13 protein-coding genes are annotated in these 16,303 nt (G+C 37.1%); 7 read left to right on the top strand and 6 right to left on the bottom strand.

The genetic code is table 11. The features are described from left to right. Positions 1-96: 96 nt before the first annotated feature. The 3 genes from O0955_RS05750 to O0955_RS05740 all read left to right on the top strand — a co-directional run bounded on the left by O0955_RS05750 (position 97) and on the right by O0955_RS05740 (position 5,373). Positions 97-3,279, top strand: a complete 3,183-nt coding sequence (locus O0955_RS05750) for a TonB-dependent receptor (RefSeq protein ID WP_269426569.1) — start codon at positions 97-99, stop codon at positions 3,277-3,279. A 106-nt stretch (positions 3,280-3,385) separates the two neighbouring features. Next, positions 3,386-5,140: an ABC transporter ATP-binding protein gene (locus tag O0955_RS05745; protein WP_269426568.1), complete on the top strand. Its 1,755-nt coding sequence runs from the start codon at positions 3,386-3,388 to the stop codon at positions 5,138-5,140. 14 nt (positions 5,141-5,154) lie between these two features. After that, complete coding sequence (locus O0955_RS05740) at positions 5,155-5,373, top strand: PLDc N-terminal domain-containing protein (RefSeq protein ID WP_269426567.1); 219 nt, start codon at positions 5,155-5,157, stop codon at positions 5,371-5,373. 19 nt (positions 5,374-5,392) lie between these two features. On the opposite strand, the gene O0955_RS05735 is transcribed toward O0955_RS05740, so the two are convergent. The 5 genes from O0955_RS05735 to O0955_RS05720 form a co-directional block, all read right to left on the bottom strand. Further along, positions 5,393-6,682 carry an MFS transporter gene (locus O0955_RS05735; protein ID WP_269426566.1) on the bottom strand — a complete coding sequence of 430 codons (1,290 nt, stop codon included), beginning with the start codon at positions 6,680-6,682 and terminating at the stop codon, positions 5,393-5,395. A 90-nt stretch (positions 6,683-6,772) separates the two neighbouring features. Further along, entirely contained in the window at positions 6,773-8,878 is a 2,106-nt protein-coding gene (recG, locus tag O0955_RS05730) for an ATP-dependent DNA helicase RecG (protein WP_269426565.1), read from the bottom strand. Positions 8,879-9,023: 145 nt separating this feature from the next. Continuing rightward, on the bottom strand, positions 9,024-9,404 hold the full coding sequence (locus O0955_RS05725; RefSeq protein WP_269426564.1) for a RidA family protein: 381 nt from the start codon (positions 9,402-9,404) through the stop codon (positions 9,024-9,026). Between the two features lie 14 nt (positions 9,405-9,418). After that, positions 9,419-9,559, bottom strand: a complete 141-nt coding sequence (locus tag O0955_RS18170; protein ID WP_331283540.1) for a DUF6728 family protein — start codon at positions 9,557-9,559, stop codon at positions 9,419-9,421. Positions 9,560-9,660: 101 nt separating this feature from the next. After that, positions 9,661-11,019, bottom strand: coding sequence for an OmpA family protein (locus O0955_RS05720; protein WP_269426563.1), 1,359 nt, complete (start codon positions 11,017-11,019; stop codon positions 9,661-9,663). Between the two features lie 174 nt (positions 11,020-11,193). On the opposite strand from O0955_RS05720, the gene O0955_RS05715 reads away from it, so the two are divergent. Continuing rightward, the gene (locus O0955_RS05715) at positions 11,194-12,483 is read left to right on the top strand and encodes an aminopeptidase P family protein (RefSeq protein WP_269426562.1); all 1,290 of its coding nucleotides are present in this window, start codon (positions 11,194-11,196) and stop codon (positions 12,481-12,483) included. Here O0955_RS05715 and meaB read toward each other — a convergent pair. Further along, the gene (gene meaB, locus O0955_RS05710) at positions 12,470-13,369 is read right to left on the bottom strand and encodes a methylmalonyl Co-A mutase-associated GTPase MeaB (RefSeq protein WP_269426561.1); all 900 of its coding nucleotides are present in this window, start codon (positions 13,367-13,369) and stop codon (positions 12,470-12,472) included. The two genes, O0955_RS05715 and meaB, sit on opposite strands and share 14 nt — an antisense overlap. Positions 13,370-13,667: 298 nt before the next feature. Here meaB and O0955_RS05705 point away from each other — a divergent pair, with 298 nt between their 5' ends. The 3 genes from O0955_RS05705 (at position 13,668) to O0955_RS05695 (ending at position 16,300) form a co-directional block, all read left to right on the top strand. Continuing rightward, the gene (locus O0955_RS05705; RefSeq protein WP_269426560.1) at positions 13,668-14,639 is read left to right on the top strand and encodes a glycosyltransferase family 87 protein; all 972 of its coding nucleotides are present in this window, start codon (positions 13,668-13,670) and stop codon (positions 14,637-14,639) included. Between the two features lie 10 nt (positions 14,640-14,649). Further along, positions 14,650-15,306 (top strand): glycosyltransferase family 32 protein, encoded by a 657-nt coding sequence (locus tag O0955_RS05700; protein ID WP_269426559.1) that lies wholly within the window; start codon positions 14,650-14,652, stop codon positions 15,304-15,306. Positions 15,307-15,397: 91 nt separating this feature from the next. Then, positions 15,398-16,300 (top strand): glycosyltransferase, encoded by a 903-nt coding sequence (locus tag O0955_RS05695; RefSeq protein WP_269426558.1) that lies wholly within the window; start codon positions 15,398-15,400, stop codon positions 16,298-16,300. Positions 16,301-16,303: the final 3 nt, after the last annotated feature.

The raw sequence follows: 16,303 nt of genomic DNA, 5'->3' as shown, positions 1-16,303 counted from the left end.
ATTCGGTTAAACTGATAATCTTTTGTTAATGTAAAATCCAATTTCAATTAACACTAAGTAAACATCTTTGCGCACAGAAAACAATCAGAACTAATCATGATCAAAAATTTACTTATTGCAGTATTGCTGCTGTTTTGCTTTGTCCACAATCAGGCAATTGCACAAACAACTCAGGCTTCAATATCAGGAAGCGTTATCGACGAACAAAAGAAGCCCATTCCCGGTGCTTCTGTACAAATCCGGAATGAATCTACGGGTTTCACCACCAAAACATCTACTAATGCAAAAGGAGAATATACTTTTAAAGAACTTCCTTTAGGCGGTCCTTATTCTGTAAAGGCAGTTTATGTGGGCTTTGGAGAACAAACCAGGAGTGGATACTTTTTAAATCAGGGCGATGCCATAAAGGTTGCCATTGGTATGCAGGAAGCATCTCAAAATTTAGAAGCCGTACAGGTTGTGGCTTCGGGTTTAAAAAATAAAATAGAAAACATTGGCGCAGCGACGGCCATTTCGGCCAAAGCCATTACGCAGCTACCAGTAAACGGACGTAATTTTACTTCGTTAATGGATTTATCCCCGCTGAGCAAAGGAGGTAACATTTCAGGGCAACTGGGTTCTTCTACCAATTATACTATTGATGGGATGAATGCTAAAAACCCAACCTCGGCAGGTTCTACAACCAGCCGGAGTGGTGCTCCATACTCCATTTCAATCGAAGCGGTTCGTGAATTTAAAGTCGTAACCAATCAGTACGATGTTACTTATGGCCGCAGTGGTGGCGGTACGGTGAGTGCGGTAACCAAACAAGGTACCAATACTTTATCGGGAAGTGCATTTACTTATGGCCGTGCAGACTGGTTATCGAGTGGTTACGACATCAGGGGGAACAAACGTCAGGCAGATTTTTCGACCTACCAATATGGTTTCTCATTGGGTGGCCCGATTATTAAAGATAAATTACACTTTTTCGTGGCATGGGATCATCAAAGAGATGCCCGTCCTTTGTTAATTGCCGATGTTCAATCAGGAGCAGACGAATTGCGTTATAACATTAACCGTTCTACACTGGATTATTTTGTTGGTGTGGCCCGTTCTAAATATGGCGTAGCCAATACGCCTCAATATGGCTCATTTCCTAAACAAAGAGGTTCTGATGCAGCTTTTGCCCGTATTGACTGGCAGATTAATGATAAAAACTTATTAACCATCCGCGATAATTACACCAACGACCGAAATAATTTAGGTTTGGAAGATAATACAGCGATTAACTTATACGAATCTTACGGTAACGATAAAAACGTAGACAATAGCTTATTGGCTACTTTACGTACTTCTATCAATTCGAGGTTAACCAATGAGTTAAAAGTACAATACCTTTACACCTACCAAAAAAGTAGCCCGGGCAATCAGTTACCCGCATCTAATATCCCACGTGTAATTGTTGAGGGGGTTACTTCGGTAATTAACGGTACAAACAAAGCAACCAATATCGAAATGGGTGGTCACCGTTTTGCGCAGGAAGGTTTTACCAATAACGTGTTGCAATTTGTAGATAACCTATATTACAATACCGATAAGGTAAAATACACTTTTGGTGTTGATTTTATGTACACCCATGCCCACTCTCTATATGGTAGCGAGGTAAACGGACGTTTCCACGTTCAAGCCGGAACAGTAACCCAGCCTGATGGAACAAAAGTACCAACCTTTACCAATTATGAAAACGGAACTGCGTACCGTTATTTTAGAGAAGTGCCTTTAATGGCTGATCCAAGTGTAAATGCAGGAATTATAAATGCTGGAATATACGGCCAGATGCAAACCAAACTTGCTAAAGGTCTTGATTTAACTGCCGGCTTACGTTTGGATTATGCTCATTATCCATCTTCGCCATTAAATCAACTGGTATTTGACGAAATTGGTGTCCGTACTGATAATAAATTGAAATCTTTCGTGGTACAGCCCCGTGTACAGTTTAGCTGGGATATAAATGAACAGCGTACCGACTTCGTCCGCTTTGGTGCCGGCGTTTTTGCTTCAGACATTAACAATTATGTAACCATTAACAACTTAACTTTTGATGGTAAACATTATGGCACAGTTGATACCCGTTTAGGTATTCCTACTGCTTATTTAACTGGTTATCGCAGCAATGCGGCAAGCGCTCCTACTTTAAGTCAATATCAATTGCCAACCATTAATACTTATGCAAAAGGCGCTAAAGTTCCGGTGGTTTATAAAGGAAACCTATCATACAGCCACTTTTTTACACCTAAGTTAAAAGCTGGCATTACGGGTTACGCTACATTAGGCCGTAATAATTATGTATATGTAGATCGTAACATGGCTGCCACCCCATATTTCACCATTTCAAACGAGGCCAATCGTGGTGTATATGTTCCTTTAGCTTCTATTCCTTTAACCAATGGTGCTGCTGACTGGCAACAAGGCCGGATCAGTAATAAATTAGGCCGTGTGCTGGAAATGAACAGCGATGGAAAAGTAAATCAGTTTGCCATTGTAGTTGACGGTACTTACCAGTATTTTAAAGATGGTGAGATTTCAGTTAGTTATACCTGGAACGATACAAAAGATAATACTTCTTTCAATGGTAACGTAGCCAATACTTCTACTTTATCACTTCCGGTTAAAGATGATCCGCGTGATTTAAGCCACATGACTTATTCTGATAACCAGTTCAGACATAAAGTAGTATTCTATGGAACAAGTCCAAGTTTTTATGGAATTAACATTGGTGTACGTTATTCGGGCATTGCAGGTACACGTTACAGTTTACTTTCGGGTGCTAATACCAATGGAGATTTTGTAGGCACAAATGATTTAGCTTTCGTTTTTGACAGAAATAATCCGAATGTAGCTGCAAATGTGCGTACAGGTTTGCAAGCCATTATAGATAATCCCCTGGCCAGCCAAAGCTTAAAAGATTATATCAACAAATATGGCGATCAAATTGCAGTTAGAAATGGCGGTATTAATGGTTTTTACGGAATTGTGGATGTAAGAATCACTAAAAAATTCAAAATCAATAAAACTCATAATTTCGAATTGTCTGTTGATGCATTTAACGTAGCCAACATCTTTAAGAAAACATGGGGTGTTAACGAATCTTTGGGCAATCAGGCACTTTATGCCTTGCAAAATCCCGGGTTTGATGCTGTAAATAAAAAATTCAACTATAATGTTAACAATGCAGGTATAGCAAATCCATCAAATAATCCTTATCAATTCCAGATTGGATTACGTTATGGCTTTTAATTTAAATAATCGGCGCTAAGTATCTTAGCCTAAAGTCATAAAAAAAGGGAATGGATTTATATCCGTTCCCTTTTTTTATGTTTGTACTTCAAACAACAAAACTTTCATGAACGTATTATTAAATTACCTGAAGAAACACAAATGGGTTGTGGCCCTGGCACTCCTTCTTGCAGGCATAAATATTGGCTTTTCTCTTATGGACCCTTATTTTACAGGGCGAATTTTAGATTTATACATTAATAAAAAATCATCCTTCAGTAGTAAAAGTGCTTACATCTGGGGAGCTTTAGGTTTTATTGGCCTGGCCATTGGTGCAGCCATGGTATCCAGAATTGCCAAAAACTTTCAGGATTACTTTACCAGCGTAATAGTACAAAAGGTTGGTGCAAAAATGTATGCTGATGGTTTACAACACTCTTTAAAATTGCCTTATCAGGTTTTTGAAGATCAGCGAAGTGGCGAAACCCTGGGTATTTTACAAAAAGTAAGGTTAGATTCTGAAAAGTTTATCACTTCATTCATCAGTGTACTTTTTGTAAGTTTGATCGGGATGGTTTTTGTAATTGTTTATTCATTCTCCATCAGCTACAAAGTTACCCTCGTTTATTTTGCGGCCATTCCGATTATTAGTTTCGTAAGCTGGTTTTTAAGCCGTAAAATTAAAACCATACAACGCTCTATTGTCGGCGAAACTACAGCCTTAGCCGGGTCTACAACAGAATCACTAAGAAATATTGAACTGGTAAAAAGTTTAGGTCTTGCCGAGCAGGAAATTGAAAGGTTAAATAAAACGACTTACAAGATTTTAGGCCTGGAGCTTAAAAAAGTAAAGTATGTACGCAGCATGAGCTTTGTGCAAGGCACTACAGTAAACCTGGTTAGAAGTACCATGATTGTAGTACTGCTCCTGTTAATTTTTGACGACACGATTTCTGCAGGTCAGTATTTTTCTTTTCTATTTTACTCTTTTTTCCTTTTTGGCCCATTGCAGGAATTGGGAAATGTTATCCTTTCCTGGCGTGAAGCCGAAGTATCACTGGGTAATTTCAAAAGGATTTTAAGTACACCTATTGATAAAAAACCAGATAATCCAATCTCCATTAAAAAGATTAATGATTTAACTTTTGATGAGGTCAGCTTTAAACACCAAACGGCAAATAGAAATGCTTTAGAACAAATTTCTTTTAAAACGCATAACGGACAAACCATTGCTTTTGTTGGCCCTTCGGGCTCCGGAAAAACCACTTTGGTGAAACTGCTGGTTGGTTTATATCAACCTAAAGAAGGACAGATATTATATAACGGTGCATCAAGCACAGATATAGATTTAGATGCCCTGCGGGAGAAAATAGGTTTTGTAACACAGGATACACAGCTATTTTCGGGTACGATAAGAGAGAACTTACTTTTTGTAAATCCAAATGCTACAGATGAAGAATGTTATAAGGTTTTAAACCAGGCTGCCTGTCAAACATTGCTGGCCAGGGCAGATAAAGGTTTAGACTCATTAATTGGCGAAGGCGGTGTAAAAGTTTCAGGAGGAGAAAAACAACGTTTATCAATAGCCAGAGCTTTATTAAGGCAACCGGATATTTTAGTATTTGACGAAGCAACTTCTTCTTTAGATTCAATTACCGAAGAAGAAATTACCAAAACCATCAGATCGGTTTCTGACTTAACAGATCACATTACAATTTTAATTGCACACAGGTTATCAACAATCAAGCATGCAGACAGGATCTATGTTTTAGAAAAAGGTCATATTATTGAACAAGGTAAACACGAAGAATTAATTGCTCAAAATGGTTTATATCAGGCCATGTGGCGTCAACAAATTGGCGAGAGGATTGTTGAAGCTTAAGCAATCAGTTTTTTATGTTATTACAAACCAGTATCAGCAGTAATCAAGTCGCATTATTGATCATAATTCCGGCAATTTGCTGGCTAATCTTAATTTTAATTGCCTTATACCACATTTCAAGGAATAGTTCCATGAGTTTTGGCGTGAAGGTTTTGTGGTTTATAATTATTGTTCTGGCCCCTTTTCTAGGTTCAATTATTTATTTAATCTGGGGTAAAAACAGGCAATTTTAATTCACTCTCTGATAAAAACCTACACCTTAACTGCTGTGGTTTGCTCATTAAGATCCTGCAGGGATAATTTGGTTAAAGATTTTGTTTTTAACCAGGTTATCCCGGCAATAGCAATTGTCATACTGCCACCAAAAACCACCGCAGGTACAAGTCGCATCAGTTTAGCCGTTAAACCCGATTCAAATTCTCCGATTTCATTTGAAGAACCGATAAACATACTATTTACAGCCGATACCCTTCCACGCATTTCATCGGGGGTTAGCAACTGCATAATTGTTGAGCGGATAATTACACTCACGCTATCAAATGAACCTTCCAGGAATAAGAAAAACAAGGTTAAATAGAAGTTTTTAGAAAGGCCGTAACAAATGATGCTGAGTCCAAAGCCAGTTACTGCGATCAATAAATTTCTCCAGGGTTTATTCATTGGCGAAAAGCGGGTCATGGCCAGCATGGTAATCACCGCACCAGAGGATGCAGCGCCCCTCATAATCCCCAAACCCATTGAGCCCATATTAAAAACATCTTTGGCAAACATGGGCAACAAAGCAACCGCACCTCCAAAAAACACCGAAAATAAATCGAGGCTCATTGCCCAAACCATCATCTTCGTTTTAAATACAAAACGAATGCCTTCGCCCAAACTATCGAATATATTTTGTGTAGGCACAAAAGTTGCCGGATGCTTTTTGAAACTTAAAATACAAACCAGCGCTATAGAAATCAATACAACAATTACAATGTAAGCCGCTGTAATTCCCCATAGCCAGTTAACCAAACCACCAATCAGTGGCCCGATAATGGTTGCAAACTGCCAGCTGCTGCTGCTCCATGTACTGGCATTTGGATAAAGTTCTTTTGGTACAATTCTGGCCATTAAGGAAAATGTAGCCGGCCCGAAAAAACCTCTGGCAATTCCAATGCAAAAAACCAGTCCATACATAATCAAAACAATCAGGTCTTCCTTCAGGTTAAGGTATTTGCTGGTCACCAGTAACATTAAAATGGAACAGATCAATACCCCTGAAAATATTTTAGTAAGCAAAGCCCTTTTCTCGCTTTTATCCGCAATGTACCCGCCATAAAGAGCGATACCAATTGCAGGTATGGCTTCGCACAAACCAACCAGTCCCAGTTTAAGGGCATCATGTGTTAAATCATAAATGTGGTAACCAATAACAACAGCCTGCATTTGGTAGGCCAGCGTAAAGAAAAAACGCATGCCTAAAAAATATCTGAATTCCGGAAAACGTAAAGCCGCATACGGATCGGGCTTCGTGAGGATGGGGGTTGCTTCTGAATCTGCCACTTTAAAACATTTGAAGTGTAAAACTACGTTTTGAAAAATTAAATCATTCAACCAAATTTAGCTCAAGCCAAATCTTACTTATAAATGATATTAGGAAATTTTATCAAACGAAATCCCTCGCTCCCGCTTTTGCAGATAAGCCTTTAGTAAAGCATTTTCAGGTTTTTCTAAACGGCCATCTTCCTGAAAAATGGCAATTACGGTATTTCGTGCTTCCGAAAGGATAATCTGATCTTTTGCTAAATCGGCAAGTTTTAGATCTAAAACACCACTTTGCTGTGTTCCGGTTAAATCTCCCGGGCCACGCAATTGTAAATCGATTTCCGAAATTTCGAAACCATTATTGGTTTTAACCATGGTTTCCAATCGCAACCTGCCATCTTTGCTTAATTTATTGCTGCTCATTAAAATACAGAAAGATTGTTCGGCACCACGCCCAACCCGCCCCCTTAACTGATGTAATTGCGATAAACCAAAACGCTCAGCATTTTCGATCACCATAACCGATGCATTAGGCACATTTACACCCACCTCGATTACAGTGGTAGCAACCATAATCTGGCTTTTGCCTTCAATAAATTGTTGCATTTCAAATTGCTTGTCTGCATTTGGCATTTGGCCGTGCACAATACTCATTTGATAATCCGGCCTTGGGAATTGATAACTAAGCTGTTCTATACCCGCCTCCAAATGTAATAAATCTAGTTTTTCACTTTCCTTAATTAAAGGATAAACAACATAAACCTGCCGGCCTTTGGCAATTTCCTGTTTCATAAAACCAAACATGCGCATGCGCTGGCTTTCAAAAAGGTGCCTTGTTTCTATGGGTTTCCGACCTGCAGGCAATTCATCAATTACAGATACATCCAAATCACCGTAAAGCGTCATGGCCAGTGTCCGTGGAATCGGGGTAGCCGTCATAACCAATATGTGTGGTGGAATTATACTTTTGCGCCAAAGCCTGGCTCTTTGTTCTACTCCAAAACGATGTTGCTCATCAATCACAACCAGGCCAAGGTTTTTAAACTGAACTTTATCTTCAATTAAAGCATGTGTTCCAATCAAAATATCGATTTCACCATTTTCCAGTTGTTGGTGAAGAACGGTTCTTTCTTTCTTTTTTGTATTTCCGGTTAATATAGCAACCTTGACTAGATCGTCTGTTACTAATGCGGTAACAGAAGCGTAATGCTGACGGGCTAAAATTTCGGTAGGAGCCATCATACAAGCCTGGTAGCCATTGTCATTTGCCAAAAGCATACTCATCAGTGCAACGGCGGTTTTGCCGCTCCCTACGTCGCCCTGTACCAGTCTGTTCATTTGAATACCCCTCTGCGTATCAATCCTGATTTCCTTAACCACACGTTTTTGTGCATTGGTTAGCTCAAAAGGTAAAAATTCTTTATAAAAGCGGTTAACTTTTTCACCTACAATGTCAAAAGTTGCCCCTTTAAATTTTAAAGCTTTTAATTGTTTACTGTTTAAAAGCTGTAACTGTATAAAAAACAGTTCTTCAAACTTTAATCTTCTTTCCGCAGCGCTCAGGTCTTTCTGATTTTTAGGAAAGTGAATGTTGAGTAAAGCTACCCTCTTATCCGGAAGTTGATATTTTTCTAAAATGTACTGAGGCAGTGTTTCTGGTACCTGCTGGATAACCTGATCCAACAACCCGGCAATTAAACGCTGGATTCCTTTAGAGTCAAGATTAAATTTTTTCAGTTTCTCCGTAGAGTTATAAACGGGTTGCAAAGTTTGGTTCCCCCTCCCTGCAGCGTTTTTTTGATACAACTCCATTTCGGGATGAGAAATACTGAACGTACCATTAAACAAGGCTGGTTTACCAAAAGCTACATAAGCAGCACCAACAGCAATGTGATCATCTACCCATTTTAAGCTTTGAAACCAAACCAACTCCATGATTCCGGTCTCATCTTTAAAAACGGCTACAATACGTTTAGCCCGTTTATCTCCAATAACTTTTTTGCTAATTATACGGCCAATAATCTGGATATATGGGGCATCAGAATTAATTTGATTGATTTTATAAAATTTTGTTCTGTCGATATACCTGAAAGGATAATAAGAAAGCATATCCTCATAAGTAAAGAGACTGAGGTCTTTCTTTATTACATCGGCCCGGGTTGGCCCAACGCCTTTTATAAACTCAATAGGTGTATCTAATGTGGAATTAAACAAAATAATTAAGCTTTATAAAATTAAATATGTGTTGGTGTTATCTGCCTGATCAGGAATAGCGTCCTAAATCATTTATACAAAAACAATAATTCTATAATCGGGTATGCATCCCTTTAACAATGATTGATATTTTCTGAAGCTAAAACTATCCTTTAACTGCAATTACAGAAATCTCTACATTAACATTTTTTGGCAGTACGGATACTTGTACCGTTTCACGTGCAGGGAAGTTTTCTGTAAAATATTGACCATAAATTTCATTTACCTGAGCAAAGGTTCCCATATCACTTAAAAAGATAGTCGTTTTTACAACATGCTCAAAACCCAAACCTGCTTCCAGTAACACTGCTTTAAGATTACGCATTACCTGATGGGTTTCTTCTTCGATATTAACAAGATTTAATTCACCACTCTCCGGGTTAATTGCAATTTGACCGGATACAAATAAAAAGTTTCCAGCCATTACAGCTTGATTATACGGACCTATTGGCGCAGGCGCATTAGATGTTTTGATAATTTGTTTCATAAAGAAAAGTTGTGTTAAGATTTGCTAAGCCACTGAATGAGCTTATAGATTATACCCAACAAAAAAATAGAAATAGCCAGTGCATTAATAACATGCATAATTTTAATGTTAATGTTATTTGGCCGGTTAGGATCTTTTTTTCTGAAGAAATACATAATACAAACTTAGATAAAAAGGTTTACACAGAAAATTAAAAGGCATAAAAAAAGTCCCGGCTAATAACCGGGACTCTTTCAAAATTTTAAGCGAGAAAATACTAGTTTCTAGCAGTTTCAACACGACGATTTTGGATACGACCTTCTTCAGTATCGTTAGAAGCAATTGGATTAGCTTCACCAAAACCTTTAGTAGCAACTTGACTAGCTGAAACGCCAGAGTTTACTAAGTAAGTTTTAACAGAATTTGCTCTGTCTTTAGATAATTTCAAGTTATATGCAGTAGTACCTTCGCTTGAAGCGTAACCGTTAACAGTTACTTTACCACCGTTTTCACGTAACACTGAAGATAATTTATCTAAAGTTGGATAAGATTCAGTTTTTAATACTGATGAGTTAAAATCAAAACCGATTTTTTCGAAACCAGTAACGTTTGAAGTTTCAACAGTAGTTGGAGTTGTTACTTTAGGAAGTGGACAACCTGAACCATCAACAGCAGTACCAGCAGGAGTTCCTGGGCATTTGTCGAATTGATCAGCAACACCGTCACCGTCAGTATCTTTTTTCAAATCTTCAACAGATTTTTCAACAGCAGAAACACGGTTTTTCAATGCTTCAACTTCTTGACGTAAAGTAGGATCTTTTAACTCATCGTACATAGTAGCTAATGGGTTAGACCATTCTAAACTTGGTTTTGCAGAAGAACCTAAAGAGAACTCTAAACCAGCATAACCGTAAGAGAAGTGATCTTTAGTAGTACCTTTTGCATAAACTCCATCAAAGTTATCAGCGTCAACAAAGTTCATTGTGTAACCTAAGTTAAAGTTAACACGCTCAGAAACTTTGAATTTAACACCAGCACCAACTGGAATATAAAAACCTTTTACGTAATCTTTAGCTTCGTGTTTATCACCTGCAGGACCAGTAGATTTACCTTTCCAGTCAGTTACAGTACCGTTAGCAGCAGTAACTTTTGGAGCATAAGCTAAATAACCACCACCGGCAGTTAAGAAGAAACCTACTGAATTCTCACGACGTAAGAAATCGATTGAACCAACATTAACAACACCACGTAAATCTACAGCATATTGTAATTGAGTTTCGAATTCTTTAGCAGTTGAACCAGCACCAGATAAAGCTGCGTCGTTAGATCCAGATACTTTACCACGTAATCCGTTTAATTCTAAAGCGAATGAGTGACCTAATTGTTTACGGATATTTAAACCGTAACCTAAGTTAACATCCCATTTGTTGAAATCATTAGAACCGCCAATAGCAATAACAGGAGCTAAAACACCACCGTTAACACCAATTGACCAAGTTCTGTACTGTCCTCTTCCACCAAATACCTTGGTTGAAGAAGTCGTTGCAGGTGTTTCTTGAGCGACAGCAAGAGAAGCTACTCCTGTTAATGCCACTAAAGAAAGAGCAAGACTTTTCTTTAAAGTAGAATAATTCATAATCTTTTTTTTCTTTTTTAAGGGTTAAACAATTTAATTGATTAATTTTTTAGTAACCGCAAAATTAAACAAAATTTTAAATTTTCAAACTTTTATACAAACTCCGTTCCAAACTTCGTCATAATTAATCATTTTCTTACATTTGACCGTCACCCAGTTTAATATATAATATTTATGAAATATCCTAAAATTGATCAGTCACTATTCATTTTAAATAGAAAAAATTATACTAAACAGCTAAAAAACAACTCTTTAGCTTTATTTCAGTCTAGTGATGAATTTCCCAGAAGTGGAGATCAGAACTTCCTATTCAAACAAAATCCAGATTTATTTTATTTATCAGGAATTGATCAGGAACAAACTATTTTACTGCTATATCCCGACTGTCCTAATCCATTATACAGAGAAGTCCTGTTTTTAAGACAGACAAATGACTACATTAAGGTTTGGGAAGGCTACAAGTATACAAAAGAACAGGCAAAAGCTGCATCTGGAATCGAAGCTATTTATTGGCTGGAGGATTTTGATAATATTCTACACAGTATTGTTCACTACGCCGATCACATTTATTTGAACACGAATGAAAACGACCGGTATGCCCATACAGTTCCTTACAGAGATATTCGTTTTATAGATCAAATGCGATCGAAATATCCTTTACATCATTATGAACGCTCTGCGCCAATTATGCGTGGGCTTAGGGCGATTAAATCAGACATAGAAGTTGATTTAACTAAAAAAGCCTGTGCCATTACAAGGGATGCTTTTATTAAAGTATTGAAATTTACCAAACCCGGAGTTAAAGAATATGAAATTGAGGCTGAAATCATTCACGAATTTATTCGCCAGGGTGGAACTGGCCACGCTTATACACCAATAATTGCATCCGGACACAACGCCAACATTCTTCATTACAACGATAATAATCAGGAATGTAAAGATGGAGACGTGATTCTTTTTGATTTTGGTGCTGAATATGCCAACTATAATGCGGATATGAGCCGGTCTATTCCGGTTAATGGTCGTTTTACAGCCCGACAAAAAGATGTTTATAATGCAGTATTGCATGTAATGAAAGAGGCAACTAAATTGTTAACACCCAATACCGTTTGGAATACTTATCATGAGCAGGTTGGCGAACTGATGACCGAACAGTTGATTAAACTGGGTTTATTATCAACCGAAGAAGTTAAAAAACAAAGTGCTGCTTATCCGGCATATAAAAAATATTTCATGCATGGCACTTCTCACCATTTAGGAATAGATGTACATGATTTTGCAGGCAGATACACCCCTTTTGCTGAAGGAAATATTTTAACAGTTGAGCCTGGAATTTATATACCAGAAGAGGGACTAGGCATTCGATTGGAAAATAATATTTTAATTACAGCGAATGGGCCTATAGATTTAATGGCTGATATTCCATTGGAAGCTGAAGAAATTGAAGACATTATGAATTCTTAAATTCATCAGCAAAACGATAAATATTAAAATTCCTTTTTAGTAAAGCTTCGTGGATTTTTTCGCGAAGCTTTTTTTTATCTATATGCTGCATTTTATTATGCTGAATAATTTTCCAGGCCTTTTCAGCAAACAGAAATTCTTTTTTTCTATTCTTTTCAATAGCTGGCATACTGGTAATCCACGTACACAGCTCCTCAATGCCAATATTTTTATCGGCCACCGTTTTTAAAACAGGAATAGTCTTTAAGCCTTGATGTACTATCTTTTTTAGGTTATTGGCAAATGTATCAGCACCTTCTCTGTCTGCTTTATTAATCACAAAACAATCAGCAATTTCCATTAACCCTGATTTAATATTTTGAACTTCATCACCAGACTCCGGTACTAAAACAACAACCGTTTTATCAGCCAAACCTGCAATCTCTACTTCAGATTGACCTACGCCAACCGTTTCTACCAAAATCAAGTCGAAATTTGATGCTTTTAAAACGTCAACCATTTCAATAGTTTTTGCAGAAATACCACCTAATGCACCACGGGTTGCTAATGAGCGAATAAAAACATTTGGATTATTAAACTGGTTTGCCATCCGGATACGGTCTCCAAGCAGGGAACCAAAATTAAATGGCGACGTAGGATCAATTGCCAGAATAGCTATTCTTTTATTTAAAGAAACAAAATGATTAGTTATGGCATTCACTAAAGTACTTTTACCTGCTCCTGGAGGACCAGTAATGCCAAGCACCGGAACATCGCTAAGGCTATCCAAATCCCTCAGGATTAAATCTGAAGGAGCAATATCGTTTTCAACAAGTGTTAAAACCCTGGCTAAAGCTTTATAATTTCCTTGTTTAACTTCTTCTAAAATGGATAGATGGTTATTCATCAATAAAAACTACATTTGCACAAAATAACAGAATTTATTTATCATATTTCATTTTACAGCTTGATACCGGGCTTCAAATAAATTTTTATTAACCTCTGATATGGTATACACTAAAGTCTTAAAATGCTTCAACAATAAGTATTTCATCTTATTTGTTTGGATCTGCCTCGCGATTTTTAGCACAATTAAGCAGTATCGTTCAGGTTACGAACCCAACAATTACCGTATTTTTATCTATACATTTTTCCATTCGCTTGAAAAACTAAATCTATATTCCAGGTACATAGAATATGGCGACATGAATCACTATGGCCCTTTCTTCGCCTTAATTATTGCTCCATTTGCATTATTGCCCAGATACCTTGGCATTTTTTTATGGCAAATTGCAAACACATTATTCCTATATTATGCAGTATCTACCCTGCCATTAAAATCGACTAAAATAAATGCGATCTACTGGATTATAGCAAATGAGTTACTGACTTCGCTTTTTTCTTTTCAGATCAATCCATCAATCACCGCAATTATTATTCTTTCTTATACCATGATTGACCGGAAGAATAATTTTATTGCCGCCTTCCTTATTTTACTGGGCACTTTTATAAAATTGTATGGCATAGTAGGATTAGCGTTTTTCTTTTTTGTGAAACAGAAACCCAAGTTTATTGCTTACTGCGTTTTCTGGGCTATTGTATTCTTCGTTTTGCCAATGGTATTTTTTGGCTCCGAATACATTATTCAATGTTATAAAGACTGGTATATTTCTTTATCGGCAAAGCAACTTGAAAACGCCACTTTAACTTCATGGCAGGACATATCAATTATGGGTATGGCCAGAAGGTTATTTCAGAATCCAGCCATACCAAACTGGCCATTTTTAATTTTTGGTCTGGTGCTTTTTGCATTGCCTTACCTGCGAATTAAACAGTATAAAGCCGAAAATTTCAGACTGATGTTGTTGGCTTCGACGCTAATTTTTACTGTGATTTTTAGCAACTCATCCGAATCGCCAACCTATATTATTGCATTTGCAGGTGTTGCCCTTTGGTTTGTATTACAGGACAGGCCAGCCAAAAAGGAGGTTATTGCCCTATTGGTTTTTGCTTTTTTATTAACATCTCTGGCTCCAACAGATTTTTACCCGCGACACATCAGAAATAATTACATTATGCATTATTCACTGAAAGCGCTTCCTTGTATTTTAGTCTGGTTTTATATTACCTACCAAATGTTAACTGAAAATTTTCTTATCAAATCATCAGAATCCTAAATTCGTTATAATGCCTATCCCGAAAATCATACATCAAACTTTTAAATCGTCGAAACTACCGTGGTTAACGCGATGGCACATTTCGGGATTTAGAAAAAAAAACCCTGATTTTAGTTATGAATTTTACGATGACGCCAGAATTGAAAAATTTCTTTTGGAAGAATTTGACGAAGAGACTTTCCGTTTATACAAAAAATTAAATATTGGCGCTGCTAAAGCAGATTTTTTCAGGTATGCTGTTCTATATAAAAAAGGTGGCGTTTATGTAGATATTGATAGTGGAATAAACGGTAGTCTTAACGATTTTATATTACCAACTGATGCTGCAATTATTACAAGGGAGGGCGATCCTACTTTATTTGCGCAATGGGCTTTAATATTCGATGCCGGACATCCATTTCTAAAAAGAACTTTAGAAATCGTTTTAGAAAATATTCGTACGAATGCTTTCCCGCATGATGTACACAAAATGACGGGCCCTACTGCCTATACCCTGGCAATTAATCAGTGTATAAAAGAAAACCCAAATATTCCATACCGGATTTTCGGCACAGATTATAATAAGCACCTTAAAGTGAAATATAAACTTGGCAAATTTTTCCTTTATGAAAAAGGCGATCACTGGAAAAAAAAGCAGTTAACTACTCCTGTTCTTAAAGCAGAGTAATAAACGACAACAATCCGAACTAAGTCGTTGTAAAGTAATTTAATTGATAAGCGTATCTTTGCATAAACAAATAAGATAATACCGGTAAAACATGAAAGTAAGCGGCTTCACGTATATGCGTAATAGTTTTAAATATGGATATCCCGTAATTGAATCTATAAAATCTATTTTACCAATCTGTGATGAGTTTATCGCTGTTGTAGGGAAATCAGAAGATGGTACCCGCGAAGCAATTGAGGCCATTGGCTCCGACAAAATCAGAATTATCGATACGGTTTGGGACGATGAGTTAATAAAAGGCGGGCAGGTATTTGCACAACAAGCCAATATTGGCTTAAAAGCATGCACTGGCGATTGGGCCTTCCACATTCAGTCTGACGAGGTTTTTCATGAAAAAGATTTGCCTGAAATACAACAGGCAATGAAGGATTGCAAAGACGATCCATCTGTAGATGGTTTCCTGTTTAATTTTTACCATTTTATTGGCGATTATAAACACATTGGAACAACAAGACGCTGGCACAGAAGGGAGATTCGTGTTTTTAAAAACATGCCAAATGTATATTCGTATAAAGATTCGCAAGGGTTTAGAATATACCCTTCGCCAGAAGATTATGCCAATCAAACCAATAGCCGCAAATTAAATGTAAAACTCCTGAATGCCAGAATTTTTCACTATTCTTATTGCAGAAACCCTGATTTATTGTTAGGCAAAGTGAAACGTTTTAATAACTATTATCAATCTGCCGATAAAACAGAAAATCAGTATAAAGATTATAAAACATTTGATTTTGGAACTGTTGCGGACATTTTAGCTCCTTTTGAAGCAACGCATCCGGCTACCATGAAGAAAACAATTGAAGCGCAAGACTGGGTTTTTAAACATAATCCAAAGAAAATAGCATTATCATTTCGCCGCCTAATGTTGCATAGAATTGAACAGGTAACCGGCTGGAGAATAGGAGAATATAAAAACTATAAAATCATAAAATAACCT

Origin of the sequence: Pedobacter punctiformis, from assembly GCF_027213715.1 — a bacterium.
Lineage (GTDB): Bacteria > Bacteroidota > Bacteroidia > Sphingobacteriales > Sphingobacteriaceae > Pedobacter > Pedobacter punctiformis.
This window is presented reverse-complemented; position numbering and strand designations above follow the sequence as displayed.

Coding starts and splice junctions, on each gene's coding strand:
- O0955_RS05695 (WP_269426558.1), top strand. CDS start 15,398: ATGAAAGTAAGCGGCTTCACGTATATGCGTAATAGTTTTAAATATGGA.
- O0955_RS18170 (WP_331283540.1), bottom strand. CDS start 9,559: ATGTATTTCTTCAGAAAAAAAGATCCTAACCGGCCAAATAACATTAAC.
- O0955_RS05720 (WP_269426563.1), bottom strand. CDS start 11,019: ATGAATTATTCTACTTTAAAGAAAAGTCTTGCTCTTTCTTTAGTGGCA.
- meaB (WP_269426561.1), bottom strand. CDS start 13,369: ATGAATAACCATCTATCCATTTTAGAAGAAGTTAAACAAGGAAATTAT.
- O0955_RS05745 (WP_269426568.1), top strand. CDS start 3,386: ATGAACGTATTATTAAATTACCTGAAGAAACACAAATGGGTTGTGGCC.
- O0955_RS05725 (WP_269426564.1), bottom strand. CDS start 9,404: ATGAAACAAATTATCAAAACATCTAATGCGCCTGCGCCAATAGGTCCG.
- O0955_RS05705 (WP_269426560.1), top strand. CDS start 13,668: ATGAATCACTATGGCCCTTTCTTCGCCTTAATTATTGCTCCATTTGCA.
- O0955_RS05750 (WP_269426569.1), top strand. CDS start 97: ATGATCAAAAATTTACTTATTGCAGTATTGCTGCTGTTTTGCTTTGTC.
- O0955_RS05740 (WP_269426567.1), top strand. CDS start 5,155: ATGTTATTACAAACCAGTATCAGCAGTAATCAAGTCGCATTATTGATC.
- O0955_RS05700 (WP_269426559.1), top strand. CDS start 14,650: ATGCCTATCCCGAAAATCATACATCAAACTTTTAAATCGTCGAAACTA.
- O0955_RS05715 (WP_269426562.1), top strand. CDS start 11,194: ATGAAATATCCTAAAATTGATCAGTCACTATTCATTTTAAATAGAAAA.